Annotated in this window: 17 protein-coding genes, 1 tRNA gene and 1 pseudogene; 10 read left to right on the top strand and 9 right to left on the bottom strand. The window is 62.9% G+C overall.

All coding sequences use genetic code 11. The features are described from left to right. Positions 1 to 3 precede the first annotated feature (3 nt). The 3 genes from csm2 to csm6 are packed head-to-tail and all read right to left on the bottom strand — an operon-like array spanning position 4 to position 4,258. Positions 4 to 444: a type III-A CRISPR-associated protein Csm2 gene (csm2, locus tag ACYQ3M_RS04790; RefSeq protein WP_460034919.1), complete on the bottom strand. Its 441-nt coding sequence runs from the start codon at positions 442 to 444 to the stop codon at positions 4 to 6. Between the two features lie 11 nt (positions 445 to 455). Then, the gene (gene cas10, locus ACYQ3M_RS04785; RefSeq protein ID WP_460034918.1) at positions 456 to 3,098 is read right to left on the bottom strand and encodes a type III-A CRISPR-associated protein Cas10/Csm1; all 2,643 of its coding nucleotides are present in this window, start codon (positions 3,096 to 3,098) and stop codon (positions 456 to 458) included. Beyond that, positions 3,095 to 4,258 (bottom strand): CRISPR-associated ring nuclease Csm6, encoded by a 1,164-nt coding sequence (csm6, locus tag ACYQ3M_RS04780; RefSeq protein ID WP_460034917.1) that lies wholly within the window; start codon positions 4,256 to 4,258, stop codon positions 3,095 to 3,097. Before csm6 ends, cas10 begins: the two co-directional genes overlap by 4 nt. Before the next feature lie 131 nt (positions 4,259 to 4,389). Here csm6 and ACYQ3M_RS04775 point away from each other — a divergent pair, with 131 nt between their 5' ends. Then, positions 4,390 to 4,797 (top strand): hypothetical protein, encoded by a 408-nt coding sequence (locus tag ACYQ3M_RS04775; RefSeq protein WP_460034916.1) that lies wholly within the window; start codon positions 4,390 to 4,392, stop codon positions 4,795 to 4,797. Here the strand turns inward: ACYQ3M_RS04775 and ACYQ3M_RS04770 are convergent. From ACYQ3M_RS04770 to leuS, 3 genes are read right to left on the bottom strand one after another with little or no spacing between them, the layout of a single operon-like run. Beyond that, positions 4,794 to 6,464: a M14 family metallopeptidase gene (locus tag ACYQ3M_RS04770; protein WP_460034915.1), complete on the bottom strand. Its 1,671-nt coding sequence runs from the start codon at positions 6,462 to 6,464 to the stop codon at positions 4,794 to 4,796. The two genes, ACYQ3M_RS04775 and ACYQ3M_RS04770, sit on opposite strands and share 4 nt — an antisense overlap. Next, a complete protein-coding gene (locus ACYQ3M_RS04765; RefSeq protein WP_460034914.1) occupies positions 6,461 to 7,459 on the bottom strand; it encodes an L-threonylcarbamoyladenylate synthase in 999 nt (332 codons plus the stop codon). Before ACYQ3M_RS04765 ends, ACYQ3M_RS04770 begins: the two co-directional genes overlap by 4 nt. After that, the gene (leuS, locus tag ACYQ3M_RS04760; protein ID WP_460034913.1) at positions 7,456 to 9,915 is read right to left on the bottom strand and encodes a leucine--tRNA ligase; all 2,460 of its coding nucleotides are present in this window, start codon (positions 9,913 to 9,915) and stop codon (positions 7,456 to 7,458) included. Before leuS ends, ACYQ3M_RS04765 begins: the two co-directional genes overlap by 4 nt. 82 nt (positions 9,916 to 9,997) lie before the next feature. On the opposite strand from leuS, the gene ACYQ3M_RS04755 reads away from it, so the two are divergent. From ACYQ3M_RS04755 to ACYQ3M_RS04740, 4 genes are read left to right on the top strand one after another with little or no spacing between them, the layout of a single operon-like run. Beyond that, positions 9,998 to 10,783, top strand: coding sequence for a ParA family protein (locus tag ACYQ3M_RS04755; protein WP_460034912.1), 786 nt, complete (start codon positions 9,998 to 10,000; stop codon positions 10,781 to 10,783). Next, positions 10,780 to 11,754: an ABC transporter substrate-binding protein gene (locus ACYQ3M_RS04750; RefSeq protein WP_460034911.1), complete on the top strand. Its 975-nt coding sequence runs from the start codon at positions 10,780 to 10,782 to the stop codon at positions 11,752 to 11,754. Before ACYQ3M_RS04755 ends, ACYQ3M_RS04750 begins: the two co-directional genes overlap by 4 nt. Before the next feature lie 7 nt (positions 11,755 to 11,761). After that, a complete protein-coding gene (locus ACYQ3M_RS04745; RefSeq protein WP_460034910.1) occupies positions 11,762 to 12,499 on the top strand; it encodes an ABC transporter permease in 738 nt (245 codons plus the stop codon). Further along, positions 12,499 to 13,227: an ABC transporter ATP-binding protein gene (locus ACYQ3M_RS04740; protein ID WP_460034909.1), complete on the top strand. Its 729-nt coding sequence runs from the start codon at positions 12,499 to 12,501 to the stop codon at positions 13,225 to 13,227. Before ACYQ3M_RS04745 ends, ACYQ3M_RS04740 begins: the two co-directional genes overlap by 1 nt. Before the next feature lie 236 nt (positions 13,228 to 13,463). On the opposite strand, the gene queA is transcribed toward ACYQ3M_RS04740, so the two are convergent. Then, positions 13,464 to 14,486 (bottom strand): tRNA preQ1(34) S-adenosylmethionine ribosyltransferase-isomerase QueA, encoded by a 1,023-nt coding sequence (gene queA, locus ACYQ3M_RS04735; protein WP_460034908.1) that lies wholly within the window; start codon positions 14,484 to 14,486, stop codon positions 13,464 to 13,466. A gap of 39 nt (positions 14,487 to 14,525) precedes the next feature. Between queA and ACYQ3M_RS04730 the strand changes: the two genes are divergently transcribed. Continuing rightward, positions 14,526 to 14,612, top strand: a tRNA-Leu gene (locus tag ACYQ3M_RS04730). A gap of 53 nt (positions 14,613 to 14,665) precedes the next feature. Further along, a pseudogene (locus tag ACYQ3M_RS04725) lies at positions 14,666 to 15,253 on the top strand (Clp1/GlmU family protein); the annotation flags it as partial. Positions 15,254 to 15,394: 141 nt separating this feature from the next. Here ACYQ3M_RS04725 and ACYQ3M_RS04720 read toward each other — a convergent pair. Next, positions 15,395 to 16,255 carry a CBS domain-containing protein gene (locus ACYQ3M_RS04720; RefSeq protein ID WP_460034907.1) on the bottom strand — a complete coding sequence of 287 codons (861 nt, stop codon included), beginning with the start codon at positions 16,253 to 16,255 and terminating at the stop codon, positions 15,395 to 15,397. Between the two features lie 4 nt (positions 16,256 to 16,259). Beyond that, entirely contained in the window at positions 16,260 to 16,931 is a 672-nt protein-coding gene (locus ACYQ3M_RS04715) for a CBS domain-containing protein (RefSeq protein WP_460034906.1), read from the bottom strand. A 136-nt stretch (positions 16,932 to 17,067) separates the two neighbouring features. Here ACYQ3M_RS04715 and ACYQ3M_RS04710 point away from each other — a divergent pair, with 136 nt between their 5' ends. The 3 genes from ACYQ3M_RS04710 to ACYQ3M_RS04700 are packed head-to-tail and all read left to right on the top strand — an operon-like array spanning position 17,068 to position 19,849. Next, positions 17,068 to 17,301 carry a FeoA family protein gene (locus ACYQ3M_RS04710; RefSeq protein WP_460034905.1) on the top strand — a complete coding sequence of 78 codons (234 nt, stop codon included), beginning with the start codon at positions 17,068 to 17,070 and terminating at the stop codon, positions 17,299 to 17,301. Beyond that, positions 17,298 to 19,628, top strand: coding sequence for a Fe(2+) transporter permease subunit FeoB (feoB, locus tag ACYQ3M_RS04705; RefSeq protein WP_460034904.1), 2,331 nt, complete (start codon positions 17,298 to 17,300; stop codon positions 19,626 to 19,628). The genes ACYQ3M_RS04710 and feoB overlap by 4 nt, the downstream gene beginning before the upstream one ends. After that, positions 19,625 to 19,849, top strand: coding sequence for a FeoC-like transcriptional regulator (locus ACYQ3M_RS04700; protein WP_460034903.1), 225 nt, complete (start codon positions 19,625 to 19,627; stop codon positions 19,847 to 19,849). The genes feoB and ACYQ3M_RS04700 overlap by 4 nt, the downstream gene beginning before the upstream one ends. Positions 19,850 to 19,869 lie beyond the last annotated feature (20 nt).

The following is a 19,869-nucleotide window of genomic DNA, read 5'->3' as shown; positions in this document are numbered from 1 at the left end:
TCCTCAATCTTTGGGCCGTTCCAGCTTGTAAAAGCCCATGAAGGCTTCCAAAAACAGCTTGGCGACTTTCAGGTCGTCGGCGTCTCTCACGGAATCGATGGTCTGGTCGAGCAGATCGACGAAGGCCCCGTCCACCAGCTTGCGCCCCTTGGCGTAGGCGACCTTGGCCTTGAGCATGCGGATGAAGGGCAAAAACTCCTCGAACCTGTCCGGGCCGCGAGCGACTTTCTCTTCCCACATCACCAGCTCATCGTAGAAGCGGCGCAATTGGGTGGGCTTGTTCACTTCCTTTCTGCAATCGGCCACACTTTTTGCCGCCCTCTCGGCGGTTTGGTCAAACAGCTCCGGGTAGATTTTGCCGTCTGCGGTGCGGAATTGGATGGTAAAGCCCAGGCTGCGGTCTTCTCGCTCCTGGGGCCTTCTTTGTGAGCGATGGTCGGTCATGGCGTTTCTCCTCAGTGACGCTGCTGATACAAGTAGATGAACAAAGGAATCACAAAGCGGCTACCGAAGCGCTCGATGGGCTCGCCCAGGACGGACCAAGGCTCGGCCATGCGGCGGTGGCGCTCGTCCTTGCCGATGCCGCGCATCCTTTCGAGCATCCTATAGGTGTAGTAGCCAAACCAGGACTTCCAGAGGGCGTTCTCGGGCCGTTCGTGCACCTTTTCGGCGAGGCGGGCCAGATGCTGAAGGCGGTAGAGGTAGGCGGTGCTCAGATCCAATGCCTTGGCCTTCTCTTCGATCCGTTCCAAAACTTGCCACAGCTCATCCAAATCTTTCCAGGCCACGCTCTGGCGAAACAGGGTGAGGGCGTTCTTGCCGGGAACCGCCTTGGCCTGTTCCAAAGCTTCTTCGGCAAACTCGGCCAACTGGCGCACCGGCAACCCCGGCTTGGTCATAAAAAGCCCCGCGGAAAAGTGCAGCTCAGGGTTTTCCGCCACGTAACGATGAAAGCGTTCGCGCATGTCGCGGGTCAGGCGGATGGTGCTGTACCAGGGGCCGATGAGAAAGAAGTCGTCGCCGCCGGCGAACACGGTGTAAGTGCTGGGATAGCGCGTGCGGCAATACCAGGGCAGCCACACGGCAAAGAACGCGTTCAACTGCCTAGACAGCGCCGCCCACTTGGCAAAGCTCGGCTGCTCTAAACCCTTTTGGAAGATCAGCCCCAGATTGTCCACGTCCCCCTTGAGCACGACCAGCGCCTCGGTGCCGACCCACTTGTCCCCTTGGCGCCGGTCGTCGCGCGCCAGGAGCTCGAAGGTCTTGGGGGCCCGGGGGGCGGGGTCGGTCAGCTCGATGCCCTCATAGCGGTCGCGGTCGAGGTCGGAAAGCTCGCCTATAAGCGGCACGTAGGCGTTGATGAAACGGCGGGCGTAGCCGGAAAACAAGGTTTCGGTTTCCGCTGCGGGCAAGGCATAGTCCCAGGCGCGCCGCAGCACGCCCGTCTCCGCCAGGGGGCCGAATTTACCGCTGGCCTCCTCGGGGCCGGTGAAGCTGATGTGGTAGCCGAACAGGTCAAGCCGCAGGGTGTGGTGGCCGATGTCCTCGGTGGTCACCAGCACGCGCTCGTGATGGGCCAGCCACCTGCCGGTATCGATTTGGTCGGCAGCCAAGGGGCAGATGAACTTGTCTTCGGTTCCTTCCAGTTTTTTGCTGGCCGGCGAGCGTCCGTCGATGGCGCACACCCCTTTGCTCGCGTCGAAAGCGTCGAGAAAACCGCAAAAGACCGGCGCCGGAGCCTCTGTCCCGCACAGGTTCAAGCGGCGGGCCTTGATGTCTTCCAGGCGCTGAAACAGGCGCTTTAATAGCCTTGCAAACGGCCGCTCCCCGCTCTGGCGGCGGACAAAGTCGCGGCAGCAGGCCGCCTCCCAGGCGAGGCCGATGCCCGAAGCCCCAAAAGTTTTGTCCAAGAACCAGCGGTCGAACTCCTGCTGAAGCCCGCGCAGGCGTTGCTTGACCGCCTCGGTGTTGGGGGCGACGATCAAAAACTTGCCGGCGGCGTGGATCACCTGACTGGTCGGCGGCAGGCCCAATTCGTCGAGAATCCTCAAAGCCGCGCATTCGCTGAGCAAGGAGACGTAAAAGGAACGCCCCCGGAGCAGTTTGGCGGCGTTCTTTTGCGTCTCGCCGCCGCTGGCGAAGATGAAGTCCTGGATGCCGTAGAAATCCCCCAGAATCAGCAGAAACTTGTTCTCGTCCCAGTCGCTGCGGGTACGCATCGCTTCCGCCGCGGCCTTCGGGTCGTCGCCGCGGTCGGCGTGCCAGCGCCAAAGCGCCGCTGCCAAGGCGGAAGTGGTGCGGGAATGATCGTACAGCGACACGTCCGGACGCACCCTGCCGGCGGTGGCGGCGGGGACGGCGTGGGCCACTGCAGCCCAGAGGGAGTCGAAGTGATCCAGCCACAAGGGCCAGTTGGCGCGGTGGGCGGCAGGAATGCGCTTTAGCCCTGCGCTAAACGCCTGCCAGAGCGCTTGGTACTCTTGTTGGGCGGCCCGGCGGTCGTCGGTCTCGCAGTCTTTGGCCGGCTGCGCAAACAAGGCCGCAACGCTCAGAGGTTTTAGCGGGTAACGCCAGGCGAACTCGCCTCGCGCCGTAGGCGCCTCGCCCTCCAAACGCAGCGACTCGAACAGGGTCAGAAGGCGCGCGGTGTAGTGGTCGCGACCGGTGGCGGTGCCTTCTTCGGCGCGGTTGTAGCTCTCAAATTCCTCGCGTTCGAACCCCGAGGCCAGGCGGTCGGCGGTGGCGACGATCCACTGCAAGAAGGTCTGCGGGCGGTGGTGCTTGGCGGCGGCGTTGACGAGCGAATCGTCGACCTCCTTTTCTCCCCAGGCGGCAAAAGGGGAAACGTCCATCCCCTTGATGGGCGGCAAAAACGGCTCGATCTGGTCCAGGGCGATAGCGGTGTAGGCAGCGTGGACGTGGCTGTAGCGCCCTTCCCAGCAAGGGCAATAAAGCGGTTTGTGGCGCTCGACGACGCTAGAGTACGCGGCGTCTTTGACCTCGGCCTCCTCGAGGCGAGCCCTTTCGGCCAGTTTGCCCAGGTCGTGGACGTAGGCGGCAAACGCCACCCGACAAGTGGGTTCCAGCTTTTCTTTCATTGGGTGCTTCCTCCTTCGGCGGGCGAACTTGCGGTAAGGTAATCGATGGCTTCTTCGGCAAGGCGCAAGGCATAGCGCTTGGGGCGAGAGCCGGTGGCGGTGACAAGATAAGGCGCAGCGGCCGGCCCCAGCCGGCGGCGCAAAATCCGCTCGAGCTTGGATTTGCGTTGCCAGAAGTATTCCCCGTCCATACCGGCCTTGAGCGCGCGCTCGGTGGCCTCAAGATCGGCCCACTCGCCGCGGATTTTGCGGTATTCGGCCAAAAAGCGTTCCGCCCAAGCCAAATCGGGAACTCCTTTTTTAGGCGCAGGCAAAGGCCCTTCCCCCACCCGCACGCGGCGGGCAAAGACGCTGTAGAAAGCGAGCTCCGCCGGCGGCAGAGGGACGGGCTCGCCCGCCGCGTAGATCACCTTGGCGGCAAGATCGAGGACGAGTTTGGGCGGGGCGTAGGCTTTTTGCGCCGCCGCCACCGTCTGGCTAAAACTCGCCTGGCCTTCGAGCAAAGGCTTGGGCAGCCCGTGCCGCAAGGAGACGAAGGGGATCTCGGCCAGCATCACCTCGGCCTGGCTGCAGTCGAGGGGCATTTGCTGCTTATCCAGGGTATAGATGATGCGTTGCGTGACCGTGGGGTAAAAGAACTGCGGGTGCGACTCGAACGGCGGCGAGACCAAAACGTGGCTTAGGCGGTCTTGCGGGCGGCCGTAGAGCGAGAGGGCATAGCCCAAATAATAGCCCATGGTCTTGCGCCCGCCGGCAAGCGAGACGTGCAGGGCGCAGTCGGGGTCCAAGGTGAGCTCGCGCACCCTGTTGGCGATAAAGTCGGCGGCGCGTTCGTTGTCTTCCGGGGTGCGGATGTCCTCGGCCGGGCCGCCTTCCGCGCTTGGGATGACGTAAATGCTCTCCTCGCCAAAAGCGATCTTAGGCAAGGCGTACTCCCGCCGCAGCCGGTGGAACCAGCCGGGGTCCTTGGACAAGAGGTTCAGGCGGGCGTGCTCGGCGCCGGTGCGGGTGGTGATCAGGACGATCTCGGTCGGCACGAACGGCGGCACGCGCTTTACGGCCAGGGCGTAAAGCGTTTCGGTCACCACCTGTGGGGAAAGACCCGTGACCGCAAGCAGGATGCGGCGCGGGTAAGACTCAGGGCAATTGGGATCGCGCATCGATTAAACCTGCCGTTTTTTTGCAAAGCATAGTTCAACCTCCTCGCCCCGCCCGCCCCGGCAAGCTTGCCAAATTTTTTCGTACGGCGACAATTGCAGTCGCCGATCACGCTAAATTGAGGAGACAAGCTATGGGGATGTTTGAATCGACCCGTTTCGTTCCGGTAGCGCTCCAAGACTTGACGCCGGTTGCCACCGAAGTCATGGCGCACTTCAGGCAACAGGGTTACGAGGTCATCGGCCAAAAAACCGCAAGCGGCGGCTGGGAAATCAGCCTGACCAAGGGAGGGGTGTTCAAGAGCTTGCTGGGGCTCAAGACCGCTTTGAAGATTTACCTCGAGCCTTCGGCAAGCTTGACCTTGGTCAGGACCAAAGTGGGGCTGTTTGGCACCCAGGCCCTGCCGACAACGATCGCGTTTTTGGCGTTCTGGCCGGTATTGATCCCGCAGGTCTGGGGTCTGGTGCGGCAGTCCAAGCTCGACCAGGAAGCGATCGACTGCGTCGAAGCCAGCCTCAAAGCCCACGCCCAGGTCGCCTAACGGCTTAAACTCAGCGCCAAGCTGCCGGCCCCGCCGCGCCCAAGGTCCCAGCGAACCAGGATTTCCCCTTGGCCGCGCACCAGCCACTCGCACCCCACGCGCGGGCCTCTTTGGGGAAGCTCGGCGTAGATCGGATTGGCCGCGGCTCCGACTTTAAGGCTCCCCCAGCCGTCCAGAGGAGAAAGCGCCACGCTTTGCGTCCCCCCGGCCAACTCCGCCTCGCCTTTGAGCTCCAGCACCGCTTGACCGCGCGGGAATCGCGGCAAGCTTTCCGCCCATCCCAGGCCGGAGGTCGGCAAAAAGCCTAGGTTCTCGAGCACCAGGCGCACGCGGCGGATTTCCCCGCCGAGCGGGAAGACCTGGACCTGGGCGTTCACCTTAGGCAAGGCCAGGCGCAAAGTGTCGGCGACCTTGAAGGCGCGCTCGCACTCAGCGCCGAGCAAGCGCTCCGGCGGGTTGCGGATCGTGCGGTAGTAGTCCAAACCGCCGATTTCGACTGGGCCAAGCTGCGGGTGCTCAAACGGCCGCCAGGGCAGATTGCCGGGTTCGACGGCGAAGGCGGCGATCAATTTTTGGAGGCGCTCAGGATCAGGGCGCTGGAAGAATTCGGCCGGCTTGGGGTTGTCTAGCCCGGCGTAGGCGCACGGGTCCCAAAGCTCGAGCACGTAAGCCGGCACGCCGAAAACGTACAGCAAGGTATCGTCGAAGCAGCCGGCGATGGGATGTTTCGGATCGTAGACAAAGTCAGGGTATTTGCGGATCACGCGATAGCCGGTGCCTTCGACCGCCTCTTGCGCGAGCGCCTCGAGCAAGCGCAGATCGGTCGGGCTCAAAGGATCGTCGGGGCGCGCCGGGGCGGTGAGCAGGCAGCCGGTGTAAGTGTGCAGGCTCAAAGCGCAGGCGATGCGGGGGCGCGCGGCAAAGGCTTCGATCGCGCAGCGGCTTTCTGGCTCGGACAGCGGATACGGCCCCGAATCCATCCCCCACATGCAAAGCGGTCGCCAGCTGTCGGGAAAGTTGCGGTTCAAATCCAGGCCGTACTGGCGGCTCGCCGCGGTCCAGCGCACTCCGTCCCAGTGGACGAACTCCCCTTCCGGGCAGAGAAAGTAGGCGTTTTGAGGATCGTCGTCCAGTCGTCTTGGGCGCATATAAAAAGGAAGCTCGCGGTCGGGCACCAAGGGGCCGGCCGGATGGCGAAAGCGCATCTGCCGCACGCGGCCGTCGCCGTCCAGATCGCGCGGAACAAAGCCGATCTGAGGAGTGCCTGGCTCCGGCGGCCTGAGCACCGAACGCAAAAACGGCGCTCCTTCCCAGAGCGCCTGCAAGCCGTCGGGGCTTAAGCAGGGCAAAAGATAGATCGCGTGCTCGCCAAACCAAGGCTCGCCCTGCGCCGCCCGTTCGGCCCAGCGCCAAGCCGCAAACAAAGCCGCCATGACCCCAGCCCATTCGGCGGCGTGGATGCCGGCGTCGAGCCAGAACGCCGGGCGCTCGGCGGGCGCCGTCTTCCCCGGAGCGGCTAAGCAAAGCAAGTACAACGGACGCTTTTCTCGGCTCTGGCCGATCGTCTCGACGCGGACAAGGTGCGGGAACGCCTGGGCAAGGGCGTGGAGGTTTTCCTCAATCGCCGGATAAGGAAGATAGCGTTCGCCGCGGTAAGCTGCGTTCAAAGAGACGCCTCCTTAACTTGCCTGCAGGCGGCGCGCTGCAAGCGGTCCAAGATCGCCTCCCACGCCGCCTCGCAAGGCGGGGCCTCGACCACGAGGCGCTGACAGCCCAGGCGGTCGGCCTCGCGCAGGCGCGCGTACAGGACCTGGGCGTAAGCGCGAGGATCCCAAGGCATCGCGACCCAGTTTATCCCCTCTAAATCCGGAGGCGGCCGCCGCGCCAATACCGCCAGCCTTTCTCCTTTGGCCCACCATCCTTCGACGGCGGAAACAAGCTCGGCCGAGGCCATTAGATACAAAGGGGTCGCCGGAGCATAATGACTAGGCAGGCTACCCGGCGCTCTAGGGGCGTGCGCTTTTGCTAGCTCAGGCAGTTCGCCCAAGACTTCGGCCAGCTCAAGGCGCGAAACCGCTCCCAGCCGCAATAGTCTAGGCCGCGCCGAGCTCAAGTCGAGAATGGTGGATTCCAGCCCCAAAGGACACGGCCCGCCGTCGAGCAGGAAGTCCACCGCCTCGCCCAGTTCTTCGCGGACGTGGGCGGCGGTGGTCGGACTGACCCGCCCGAACCGGTTGGCCGAAGGCGCCGCCACCCCGCCGCCGAAGGCTTTGAGCAAGGCCAGCGCGAGCGGGTGCGCCGGGACCCTAAGCCCTACCGTATCCTGACCGCCGGTCACGCTGTCCGGCACAGCAGGAGCGCGCGGCAAGAGCAAGGTTAAAGGTCCTGGCCAGAAGCGCTCCGCCAGCTCCCAGGCGACAGGCGGCACGCGGCGAGCAAAGCGCAAAAGCGCTTCGCTCCCCGGCAAGTGCACGATGAGAGGGTGATCGGCCGGGCGGCCCTTGACGGCGAAAACGCGCGCCACGCTTTGGGGGTTGGCGGCGTCTGCTCCCAAACCGTAGACGGTCTCGGTAGGAAACGCCACCAATCCCCCGCGGCGCAAGGTCCAAGCCGCCCGCTCGACGGCTTCTTGATCTTGTCTTGTACTTTCCAAAGCGCTCAACCGACCACCACGTTTACCAATTTGCCCGGCACCACGATCACTTTTTTTACTTCTTTGCCGGCGATGAAGCGCCGGACGTTTTCTTCCGCCAACGCCGCCTGCTCGATGACCTCTCGCGCCGCATCCACCGGCACGTGGACGCGCCCGCGCCGCTTGCCGTTGACTTGGACCACCAGCTCCACCGTCTCCTGAACCAAGGCCGTTGGATCCACTTTAGGCCAGGGGGCGTCGATCACCATTTCGGTGTGGCCCAAGGCCTGCCACAGCTCCTGGCCAATGTGCGGCACCATGGGAGAGAGCATAAGCACGATGGCTTCCAACCCCTCGCGCTTGACCGCCAGCCCTTGCGGGCTGTCGTCCTCGCATTTGCCCAAGGCGTTGAGCAGCTCCATGTTGGCGGCGATGGCGGTGTTGAAGGTATAGCGCTTCTCCATCGCCTCGGTCACCTTGGCAATGGTGGCGTGGATTTTATGGCGCAGTTCCTTAAGCTCCCCCGACAGCGCCTCCGGGACGGGCGGCGTACGGCTCGTTTCCCGGTTGACGAACTGCGCCACCTGCCGCCACAGGCGCTTTAAAAACCGAAACGCCCCTTCCACCCCGCTGTCGGACCACTCCAGCGACTGCTCGGGCGGGGCGGCGAACAGGATAAACAGGCGCACGGTGTCGGCGCCGTATTTATTGATCAGCTCTTCAGGGTCGACCACGTTGCCCTTGGACTTGGACATCTTGGCCCCGTCCTTAAGCACCATGCCTTGGGTGAGCAGGTTTTTGAACGGCTCGTCGCAGCTTACCAGACCGAAATCGCGCAGCAGCTTGTGGTAAAAGCGCGCGTACAAAAGGTGCAAAATGGCGTGCTCGATCCCGCCTACGTACTGGTCCACCGGCAGCCAGTAGTCGGCCTTGGCCCGATCCAACATCCCTTGGGCGAAGTCGGGGCAGGTAAAGCGGGCGTAGTACCAGGACGACTCCATAAAGGTGTCGAAGGTGTCGGTCTCGCGCTTAGCGCGCCGGCCGTCGGGCAGGGTAACCTCGCCAAAGCGCGGATCGGACTTGAGCGGCGAGTGCACGCCGTCCACCGTCACGTCCAAGGGCAGTTCCACCGGCAGCTGGTCTTCCGGGACGGGAACCGGGGTGCCGTCCTCCAGATACAGCATCGGGATCGGCGCGCCCCAGTAGCGTTGGCGCGACACCCCCCAATCGCGCAGGCGGTATTGGACGGTCTTCTCCCCTTGGCCGCGCTGTTTTAAGTACTCGGCGACCGCCTCGAAGGCCTCCTCCGAGGACAAGCCGTCAAACGGCCCAGAGTGGATCAACACGCCTTTTTGGGTGAAGGCGGCCCGCGCCAAGTCGCATTCCTCTTCGGCGCCGGGCTTGGGGGCGATCACCTGGCGGATCGGCAGGCCGTACTTGCGGGCAAATTCAAAATCGCGCTGATCGTGCGCGGGAACCGCCATCACCGCGCCCTCGCCGTACTCCATCAGCACAAAGTTGGCCACCCACACCGGCACTTTTTCTCCCGAGACGGGGTGAAGCGCCCATACCCCCAAAGGGCGCCCCTTTTTTTCCATGGTCGCCAACTCGGCTTCGGCGACTTTGGTCTGCTTGCATTCCTCAAGAAACGCGGCAAGTTCTGGGTCGGCTTGGGCCGCTTCTTGAGCCAAAGGGTGCTCCGGCGCCACCGCGAGATAAGTCACTCCCATCAAGGTGTCCGGGCGGGTAGTGAAAATGGTCAGCGCCTCGCCGTTCTCGAGCGCAAAGCGCACCTTCACTCCCTCCGAGCGGCCGATCCAGTTGCGCTGCATGGTCTTGACCTGCTCCGGCCAACCGTCGAGACGGTCCAGACCAGCCAGAAGTTCTTCGGCGTAGGCGGTGATCTTCAAGAACCACTGCGGGATCTCGCGCCGCTCCACCAACGCGCCAGAGCGCCAGCCGCGCCCGTCGATCACCTGCTCGTTGGCCAAAACCGTCTGGTCCACCGGGTCCCAGTTGACCGTGGCCAGCTTGCGGTAGGCCAAGCCGCGTTCGTAGATTTTGGTGAAGAACCACTGCTCCCAGCGGTAGTAGTTGGGATCGCAGGTCGCGATCTCGCGCCGCCAGTCGTAGGCAAATCCCAAACGCTTGAGCTGGCGCTTCATGTATTCGATGTTCTTGTAGGTCCACTTGGCCGGGTGGATGCCGTGTTGGGCCGCGGCGTTCTCGGCCGGCAGCCCAAAAGCGTCCCAGCCCATGGGCTGCAGCACGTTTTTGCCCAGCATCCGCTGATACCTGGCGATGGCGTCGCCAATGGTGTAATTGCGCACGTGCCCCATGTGCAGGCGGCCCGACGGATAGGGGAACATCGACAAGCAATAAAACTTCTCTCGGCTCGGGTCTTCGCTCACCTCAAAGGCGCGGGTCTCTTCCCAAAGCCGCTGCACTTTCTCCTCGATGGCGTGGGGGCGGTAAGTTTCGTCCATTGCGTTAATAACCCTATTGACAAAAATGTTAGAATGCTTCATCGGCAAGCATGATTTTAAATGACAACACGGGGTTGGTCTAATGCGTAGGGTGATCTTCAATCAGAAGGGGGGAGTGGGCAAATCCACCATCACCTGCAACCTGGCGGCCATCAGCGCGGCGGAAGGTCGAGCCACGCTGGTGGTGGACCTGGACATGCAGGGCAACTCCTCCCATTACCTCTTGGGGGCGAAAATCGAAGACCCGGAAGAGACGCTCGCCAAGTTCTTCCGCGACACCTTGAGCATCAATCCGTTTGCCAAAAATGCCAAAGCCTCGGTGCGGGAGCTGATCCAGAATACGCCTTTCCCGAACTTGTATCTGCTCGCTTCCCATCCGGAGATGGAGGCGCTGCAAAGCCGGCTCGAAGCGCGCTACAAGATTTACAAGCTGAAAGAGGCCTTGGAGCAGCTTAGCGATTTCGATTCCATCTTCATCGACACCCCGCCGCTGCTCAACTTCTACAGCCGCTCGGCGCTGATCGCGGCGGAGAAGTGCCTGATTCCGTTCGACTGCGACGCCTTCTCCCGCGAAGCCTTGTACAAGCTTCTGGAAGCGATCGCCGAGGTCAAGCAGGACCACAATCCGGCGCTGGAAGTCGAGGGCGTGGTGGTCAACCAATTCCAAGGGCGCGCCAGGCTCCCTCAGCAACTGGTGGAAGAACTGACCAAAGAAGGCCATCCGGTGCTCGCCACGCGCCTCTCCCCCTCGGTCAAGGTGCGCGAATCCCACAGCCAGGCCAAGCCTTTGATTTACTACGCTCCGGACCACAAACTGACCGAGGAGTTCAAAGCGCTGTACCGAGAGCTCCACGGCCGGACCCAATGAACGCGCTGCGCTGCTTGGCCTTGCTTGCGCTCGTGGTGTGCGCCTCGGTTCAAGCCGCGGCGCGCCCGCTGCGGATCGGCGCCTTGGCTTACGGCACCCTGCACTGGGAGCTTACCGTCATCGCGCGCGAGGGGTTGGATCGGCGCTTTGGCGTAGCCCTCGAGCAACGTTCTCTGGCCAATCCTCAGGCCGGGACGATCGCGCTGCAGAGCGGGGCGGTGGACCTGATCGTCGGCAGCTGGCTGTGGGCGGCGCGCCAGCGCGGTTTGGGCCAAGATTTCACCGCCGTCCCCTACTCCCTCGCCCACAGCGCTTTGATCGCGCCCCCCGACTCGCCGATTCGAGCGCTTTCTGACCTGCGCGGCAAACGCCTAGGAATCGCCGGCGGGCCTTTGTACGAGGATTGGATCCTGCTCAAAGCGCTGGCCAAGCGCCAAGGCGTGGACTTAGAAAAACAGACCGAACCGATATTCGCCGCTCCGCCCCTGCTCAACGAGCAACTGCGCCTCGGGCGCCTGGACGCGGTGCTCAACTTCTGGCATTACGCCGCACACCTGGAGGCCGAGGGTTACCGCCGCCTGCTGGACGGCGACCAGCTCCTTAAGGACTTGAAAATCCAACCGCCGGTGCCGGTCTTGGCGTATCTCTTCCGCCAGCGTTGGGCGGAAAGCAATTCCAAGGCGCTTATCGCTTTTCTCCGCGCCGCCTACAGCGCCAAGGACGCGATCTGCACCGACCCTAGGGTATGGACCTACGTTGCCCCCTTGACCGGCAGCGACGACCCCAAAGTGCAGCTTAAGCTGCGCCAGCGCTATTGCGAAGGCCGGCTGCGCCGGTGGGGCGAGGAGGAAATCCAGGCCGCCCGGCAGCTTTACCGCCTGCTCGCCGCCGGCGGCGGGGAGCCGTTGACCGGACCGGCGCCGGAGTTGCCGGCGGGAACCTTTTGGCCGGGCTTTGCCGTGCCGCGCTGATTTCTGCATGCCGCGCCTGATCCCCGCTGCCTCGTTGCTCGGCTTGCTGGCGACCTGGCAGCTTCTGGCCTGGTGGATCGCATCGCCGCTGCTGCCGGCGCCGCTTGCGGTAGGCCGTGTGTTGGTCGACCACTTAAGCTCGGGGGAGTTGCCCCGTCATCTGGCGATCACCCTTGCCCGCTTGGGCTTAAGTTTCGCGCTCGCCATGAGTTTGGGCTGCGCCTTAGGGGTCGCGATGGGCAGAAAGCCCCTGCTCGACCGCGTACTCGATCCGTGGCTGACCCTGTTCTTGAATCTCCCCGCCCTGGTCACTGTCCTTCTCTGCTACGTGTGGCTGGGCCTGACCGAAACGGCGGCGATCTTGGCGGTGGTGGTGAACAAATTGCCCAACGTCGTGGTCACTTTGCGAGAAGGAGCTAGAACCTTAGATAAAGGGCTGTTAGAGATGGCCAAGGTTTACCGCTTTGGCCGCTTTAAGACGTTTTGCCACGTCGTTTGGCCACAGCTGTATCCTTTTGTCCTCGCCGCCGCCCGAACGGGCCTGGCGCTGATCTGGAAGATCATCCTGGTGGTCGAGTTGCTCGGCCGCAGCGACGGGATGGGGTATCAGCTGCATCTGTTTTTTCAACTCTTCGACGTGGCCGGGATTTTGGCCTACACCTTAGTCTTCGTCGCGGTGATCCAGGTTTTAGAATGGAGCGTGCTCAAACCCTTGGACCGTCACGCCAACCGGTGGCGCAAGTAATGCTCGAGGTTTGGATCCGGCGCAAAGCCTACCCTAAGCACGGCCGCGTCTTGCCCCACACCGTCATCGAAAACCTGCGCCTTCGGCTGGAGGAAAACGAGTTCGTTTGTCTCGTGGGCCCTTCCGGTTGCGGCAAAACCACCCTGCTCAACTTGATCGCCGGCCTGGACCGGGATTTTGCAGGCCGGATCGATTTTCATCGGCCCCAAGCCCCCCGCTTAGGCTACGTGTTCCAAGAACCGCGCCTTTTGCCTTGGCGCACGGTGCGCGAGAACGTGGAGCTGGCCCTCCCTGCAGACCACGATCCAAACGCGCTCACCGAACTCCTCAAGATCGCCGGACTGATCCAGTTCCAGCACGCCTACCCGCAGCGCCTGTCCTTGGGGATGAACCGCCGGGTGGCCTTGGTGCGGGCGTTTGCCGTCCAACCCGACTTGCTCCTGATGGACGAGCCGTTCGTCTCGCTCGACGCCCCCACCGCCGAGAGAATGCGCCGGCTGCTGCTCGAGCTGTGGCAGCGCCGCCCGCACGCCGTGCTGTTTGTCACCCACGATCTGCACGAGGCCATCGCCTTGGCCGACCGTTTGGTGTTCCTAACCTCTTCCCCCACCCGCGCCGAGCACACCTTTACCGTTCCCCTTCCCCGGGCCGAGCGCAACGAAGCTTCTATCGAAGCGTTGCGCCGCGATCTGTTGCCTCTGTTACCGCCCCTGCCTGCACCAGATTGAGGTGTTTTCCCCCAAAGTGGGGCAAATGCCACAGCCGGCTTGCCCCCGCCAAAATTCCCAAAAAATACTAACAAATTGAATTTGAAAGATTTTTAACTCTTGGCACAAGCCATGCATTATAATTAAGCGCATAACCTCTTCAACCTGGTTGTCGGCACCCTACAATTTGTCTTTCGTCACTCCTCCTCTCGTGTCGAAGACACGGCCAACCTCCTCTTGCGTAGGGTGCCGCTTTTTTATCTGCGGGTGACGAACATCGCGTCCCCATAGCTAAAGAACCGATAATTCTCCCGCACCGCGTGGCGATACGCCGCCAATACCGGCTCCAAGCCGGCAAACGCGCACACCAACATCAACAGGGTCGACTGCGGAAGGTGAAAGTTGGTGATCAGGGCGTCCACGCAGCGAAAAGTAAAACCCGGCAGGATAAACAGCTCGGTCTCGCCCCGGCAAGGCCGCAGAGTCCCCGTCTGAGCCGCCGTTTCCAAGGCGCGCAGCACCGTGGTTCCCACCGCGATCACCCGCCCCCCCAGAGAACGGGCCCGGGCCACCGCGGCCACCGTTTCGGCGCCCACCTCGAACCACTCGCGGTGCATCCGATGTTGGGACGGCTCCTCCACCCGCACCGGTTGGAAGGTGCCGGCCCCCACGTGCAGGGTGACAAAAGCCATCGCCACCCCTTGGCGGCGCAGCCGGTTAAGCAGCGCTTCGTCAAAGTGCAACCCCGCGGTCGGCGCGGCCACTGCCCCGGGCTTTTGGGCGTAGACGGTCTGGTAGCGCTCGCGGTCCAGGGGGGTATCCGGGCGGTCGATGTAGGGCGGCAGCGGGATATGGCCGACCGTCTGCAGGACTTCGTCCACGGGCGCGTCGCGAAACTTGAGCAAGAAAAGCTCGCCGCGGCGTTCTTGAACCGTGCCGCGATATTCCCCTTCCAGGACGATCAACGCGCCGGGTTTGGGCGCCTTACTCGCTTTGAGGTGACACCAAGCCGCGTCCGGCGCCACCACGCGCTCGACTAAAATCTCCACCCGGCCGCCGCTCTCCTTGCGGCCATAGAGCCTGGCCGGGATCACGCGGGTGTCGTTGAACACCAAAAGGTCGTTTGGGCCTAGCAAGTCGCCGATCTCACCAAAACGCCGGTCCTCGATCCTCCCGCTTGGCCCGTCCAGCACCAACAGCCGGCTGGCGCTGCGCTCGGGAAGAGGAGTCTTAGCGATTCGCTCCGGGGGAAGCTCGTAGAAAAAATCACGCGTACGCATCTTTGCTAAAGTTTAACGAATCGATATAATTTAGCTCGCGCCGAGGTGGCGAAACCGGTAGACGCGCCAGACTCAAAATCTGGTGGGGGCGACCCCGTGGGAGTTCGATTCTCCCCCTCGGCACCAATTCTAAATCTTAAAGGCTCGTCGCCGCCAAAGAATCTAGGCAGCCGGCCTTTATGGCAAGCATCCATATCCCACCCGACTGGCGGCGGGCGGCTGGCTCGATCCTGGCGCAAGGGGCGCGCAAGGTCTTGGTCTTAGGCGCGACCGACCGCGGCAAGAGCACCTTCTGCCACTATCTGGCGTGGTATTTTTTGCAGGCGGGGATCCAGCCGGCGCTCATCGATGCCGACGTAGGCCAAAAAGACCTAGGGCCGCCGGCCACCCTGACCTTGGGCTACCCTAAGTTGAACCTCGCCCTGCAAGATCTTAAGCCTGCGGCTTGGTATTTCGTCGGGGCGGTGTCGCCGGTCGCCCACCTTCTGCCCATGGTCGTAGGCAGCCGCCAACTTTTAGACCAAGCCGAAGCGCCCGTGACGATCATCAACACCAGCGGTCTGGTAACCGGCGTCGGCGAGGTGCTCAAAGCCTATAAGATCGACGGCCTCCGCCCCGACGTGCTCGTCGCCATCGAGCGCGGACAGGAGCTTAGCCCCATCCTGGCCGCCCATCGCCATTTTCTTACCTTGCGCTTACGCGCCTCTCCCCACGCCCGCCCCAAATCCTGGGAACTGCGCGTCCAGCGCCGGCAGGCCGCATTTCGCGCCTATTTTCGCAACGCCCGAGAACAAGCCCTGCTCTTAGACGAGCTCATCGTGCAACGCCTGCCGGTGGATTCAACAGATCCTGCCGTCCACCTGACCGAAAACCGCCTGTGTGGACTGGCCGACGCCGGGCAGCGCCTGTTAGGGCTGGGACTGATCCGCCGCTTCGATGCGCCCCGACGCCGGCTCTGCCTGTTCACCCCGGTCAATGCCGGGGAAATCAAGGTCCTGCAGTTGGGCGACCTTAGATTGGATTGGACGGGCTGAGCTCTCCTGTTCGATTTCTTGTCGCAACAGCGCCACCATGTCGTTTAATCCGTCGGAAAGCACAGCCACCGCGTCGTCCAGGCTGAGCTTACCCACCAGGTGGCCGCGTGGATCAACGACCGGCAAATAGCGCATTCCCACCTCGCGCATCTTCTCCACCGCCGAATGAATGTCCTCGGATTCGAACGCGACGGCAAACTCCGTCTCCATGATCTGCGCCACCGCAATCGTATCCCCACTTAAGTCTTCGGCCCCTACTTTGAGAGCGATGTCGCGATCGGTCAGGATGCCGACCGGCGTCAGGATCGTCTCGGTGGGCGGCGGAGGTGCGGTGGGTTTTGCCTTACGCCGCTTGATCCACCCAAACGTGCGCTTTTCGTTTTCTTTTGGCAATGCAAGATAAGGCCGTTCCTCCACCACCACCAGGCTGCGCTCGTGGCGATCGCGCAGCAAGCGGGCGGCAGCGGCCACCGTTGTGGTGGCCGGGACCGCCACCACCTGCCGCCTGCACACCTCTTTGACCGGACGCCACGCGCGTTGGTGGGGAACGTACTGGTACAGCCTGTGCACCATTTCCAAAAACCAGCGCGGGCGGAACCACACCACTGCGATCAAGATCAAGTCCGCCTCAGGAATTCCGATCGTCACCTCGTCGATGAGCAGCAGCAGCGTGGTCCAAAGGATCACCTTGGTTTTGTAAGAACGCTCTTTGTTCTGCGCTCGCTTGGCCTTCATCGGCTCATCTCGCTTCGGCTTCTTTCTGGATTTCCCGCTGCAGCAGTTCGACCATATCATCTAGGCTGTCGGAAAGCATGGCGATGGTGTCGTCCAAGCTGAGGCTGCCGATCAGAGCGCCGCGCCGATCCACCACCGGCAACTGCCGCACCCCTGCCGCGCGCATTTTCTCCACCGCGGTGTGGACGTCCTCCGATTCCACCGCGACCACCAAGCCCGAAGTCATGACCTCGGCGGCGGTCGTGGCATGCCACGGGCGACCTTCCGCCGCCACCCGCAGCGCCAGGTCGCGGTCGGTCAGTATTCCCACCGGAACCCAAAGCGTCTCCTCCGGCGTCGGGCCGGCGCGCTGCTCCACCACGACCACGCTGCGCACGTGAGCATCGCGCATCCGCTGAGCGACCTCGGCCACCGGCGTGGTCGGCAAAACCGTGACCGCGTGCGGCCGGCAGATATCCCCGACCGAGTGCCAGGACTGACGGTGCGGGACATACTCGTACACCCGATGGACCATGGTTAAAAACCAGCGCGGCAACAGTATCAAGATCGCCAACAGCAACACTTCCGCAAACGGAATCCCCGGGGTGAGTTCGTCGGCGATCAAGAGCACGAGGATCCAAAAGAGCGCCGTGCGCCGGTAAGAGCGCGCTTTTTTGGGCTTTTTGGGTTTTGGCATGCGCTTACAGCGAAATTCAAGGACTAATCCAATATCTTAAGGTTTTTAAGGAATTTAGGCGAAATTTCAGTCAACCGCGCCTGGACAAGCCGTCTTAGAAAAAATACAATCATTCTCATTAATATTAAAAGCCGCCATGGTCGCCCATCCTTTAAGCCACAGTTTGCCCGGGCAGACGATCCGGATTGTCGCCATTCCAGCCAAGCCGGTTCGCATGCGCCTTTTGAGCCTGGGACTGGCGCCCAAGACCACGCTCACCGTATTGTGGAACCGAGCTGGAACGGTGGTCGTTGGCCGCGACGGCGACCGGCTGGCGATCGGCTGCAAAATCGCCAAACAGATTCTCGTCGAGCAGGTTGAAAACCCATGATGCCCACGATCGCCTTGATCGGCAACCCCAACTCCGGCAAGACCTCGCTGTTCAACGCGCTCACCGGCGCCCATCAACGCACCGGCAATTGGCCAGGAGTGACGGTGGAGCGCAAGGAAGGTTGGTTCCGCTTTGGCCAAGACGCATTTCTGCTCATCGATCTGCCCGGCACCTACTCGCTCGATCCGGGCGAGAGCTCGGCCGACGAGCGCATCGCGCGAGAATTCATCTTCTCCCGCCAGGCTTCTATAATCATCAACCTCGTCGACGCGACCCATCTGGAGCGGGCGCTCTATCTGAGCGTACAGCTCACCGAGACCGAGACCCCGCTGTGTTTGGCCGTCAACATGATGGACCTGGCCCAGCGCCAGGGTCTGAGCCTGGACCTTGAGGCGCTGAGCCAAGCGCTTGCGGTTCCGGTGGTACCTTTGGTGGCGCGGCGGGGCGAAGGAGTAGAGAAGCTCAAGGCGGTTTTGGCTACCCAAATCCACCGCCCGGTCAAACCGAACCCGGTCGTCTACCCTCCGGCCCTGGAACAGACCATAGCGGACTTAACGCCTGCGCTCGCTCAGGCCTTTCCCAACCTGCCGCCGCGCTGGCTTGCCCTAAACCTTTTGGCCGGGCACCCACCCCCCTCCCCTCTGCCTTCGGAACTTGCCGCGCGCATCGCCAAGCTGCGGGAGGATCTTAGCTGCTCCTTGGAAGAAGACCTAGAGCTCATCATCGCCGACTGCCGCTACCGCCACGCCCACCGCATCGCCCAAACCGTCCTCAGACCGCCTAAGGACCGCTGCCCGTCGGTTTCCGACCGGATCGACGCGGTGGTCTTAAACCGCTGGCTGGGCGCGCCGATCTTTTTCCTGGCGATGTACCTGCTGTTCACCTTTACCATCCACTTCGGCGGCGCGTTCGTCGATTTCTTCGACCTTAGCGCGCAAGCTCTGCTGGTCGACGGTCTGCGCGCGCTGCTTGAGAATCTCGGTGCTCCGGCCTGGCTTAAAGTATTTTTGGCCGACGGCGTGGGCGGCGGGCTGCAGGTGGTGGCGACCTTCATCCCCATCATCGGCTTTCTCTATCTGGGTTTGAGTTTCCTCGAGGATTCGGGCTACCTGGCGCGGGCGGCGCTGGTGATGGACCGCCTGCTGCAGCGCCTTGGGCTTCCGGGCAAGGCGTTCGTGCCGCTGATCGTGGGCTTTGGCTGCAACGTGCCAGCGATTCTGGCGGCTCGGACCTTGGAGCGCGAGCGCGAACGCATCCTCACCGTGATGATGGCCCCGTTCATGTCCTGTGGCGCCAGGCTTTCGGTCTATGCGCTGTTTGCCGCGGCGTTCTTTCCCAAGGACGGGCAGAACGTGGTGTTTGTCCTCTATCTGGTGGGCATCCTGGCGGCGCTGTTGACCGCTTTCGTGCTCAAGACCACCCTGCTTCCCGGGGAGCCGCAGTCCCTGCTGCTGGAGCTCCCCTCTTATCAATGGCCGAGCTGGCGCAACCTGTTCTTCCATACCTGGCTGCGCCTTAAAGGCTTTGTCACCGACGCCGGCAAATACATCGTGGCGATGGTGCTGGTGGTCAACCTGCTCCAGGCTTGGAGCACCGACGGACGCTTTGGCCCGGAGGTCGCGCCGGAATCTTCCATGCTCTCGGCAGCCGCCAAGACGCTCACCCCCGCGTTTGCCCCTTTAGGGATACGCGAGGACAACTGGCCTGCGGTGGTCGGTATCTTAAGCGGCGTGTTGGCCAAAGAAGTGGTGGTCGGGACCTTGGACGCCCTGTACGCGCGCCCAGACCAAACCGCCACCGACGCAAGCTTTGATCTCCGCGCCGCCTTACAAGAGGCAGCCGCCACGGTGCCGGAGAATCTGAGCAAAGCCCTGCGCGCGCTCACCGACCCGCTCGGCCTGAGGGTGCTGCAAACCGCCGCGGATCCGAGCCAGGCGGCGGCCGAACTGGAAACCCATGCCGGCACCTTCGGCGCCATGGCGGCGCGCTTCGACGGCCCGATCGGCGCCTTTGCCTATCTTCTGTTCGTTCTCCTGTACTTTCCGTGCGTGGCGGCCACCGCCACCATCCGCCGCGAGACCGGCTGGCGCTGGATGCTGTTTGCCCTCGCGTGGACCGGCGGCCTGGCCTATGCGGTCGCCACCGCGTACTACCAAATCGCCACCTTCGCCCGGCACCCGCACCAAACCCAACTTCACCTCGCCGCGCTCGCGGCGGCAGCGGCGCTCGTTTCCCTGGCGCTCAAGCGCTTTGGCCGCGCGTCGGCGCACGGCCAAAGCGCCGTCGGCACAGGTCCCGGTCGGTTCCAGCGCAGCTGCTGCAAATGATCCTGGAAGTTCGCGACCTGCTACGCCAAAACGGCCAGCTCCCCTTAAAGGAACTGGCCGCCCGTCTCGGCCTTCCCCAAGAGACCGCCCGCGCCATGCTCGAGCGCCTGATCCAAAAGGGCCAAGTCGAGCGCCTGGCCCCCGGCACCTTGTGCGCGGGAGGTTGCCGGAGCTGCTCCCCCGAAACCATAGAAATCTACCGCTGGATCGACCATACTTGATTTTTGGGACGTTGCGGTTT

This window comes from Methylothermus subterraneus (assembly GCF_054656915.1).
Note: the sequence above shows the minus strand (reverse complement) of the source record. Positions and strands in the feature narration are given on the sequence as shown.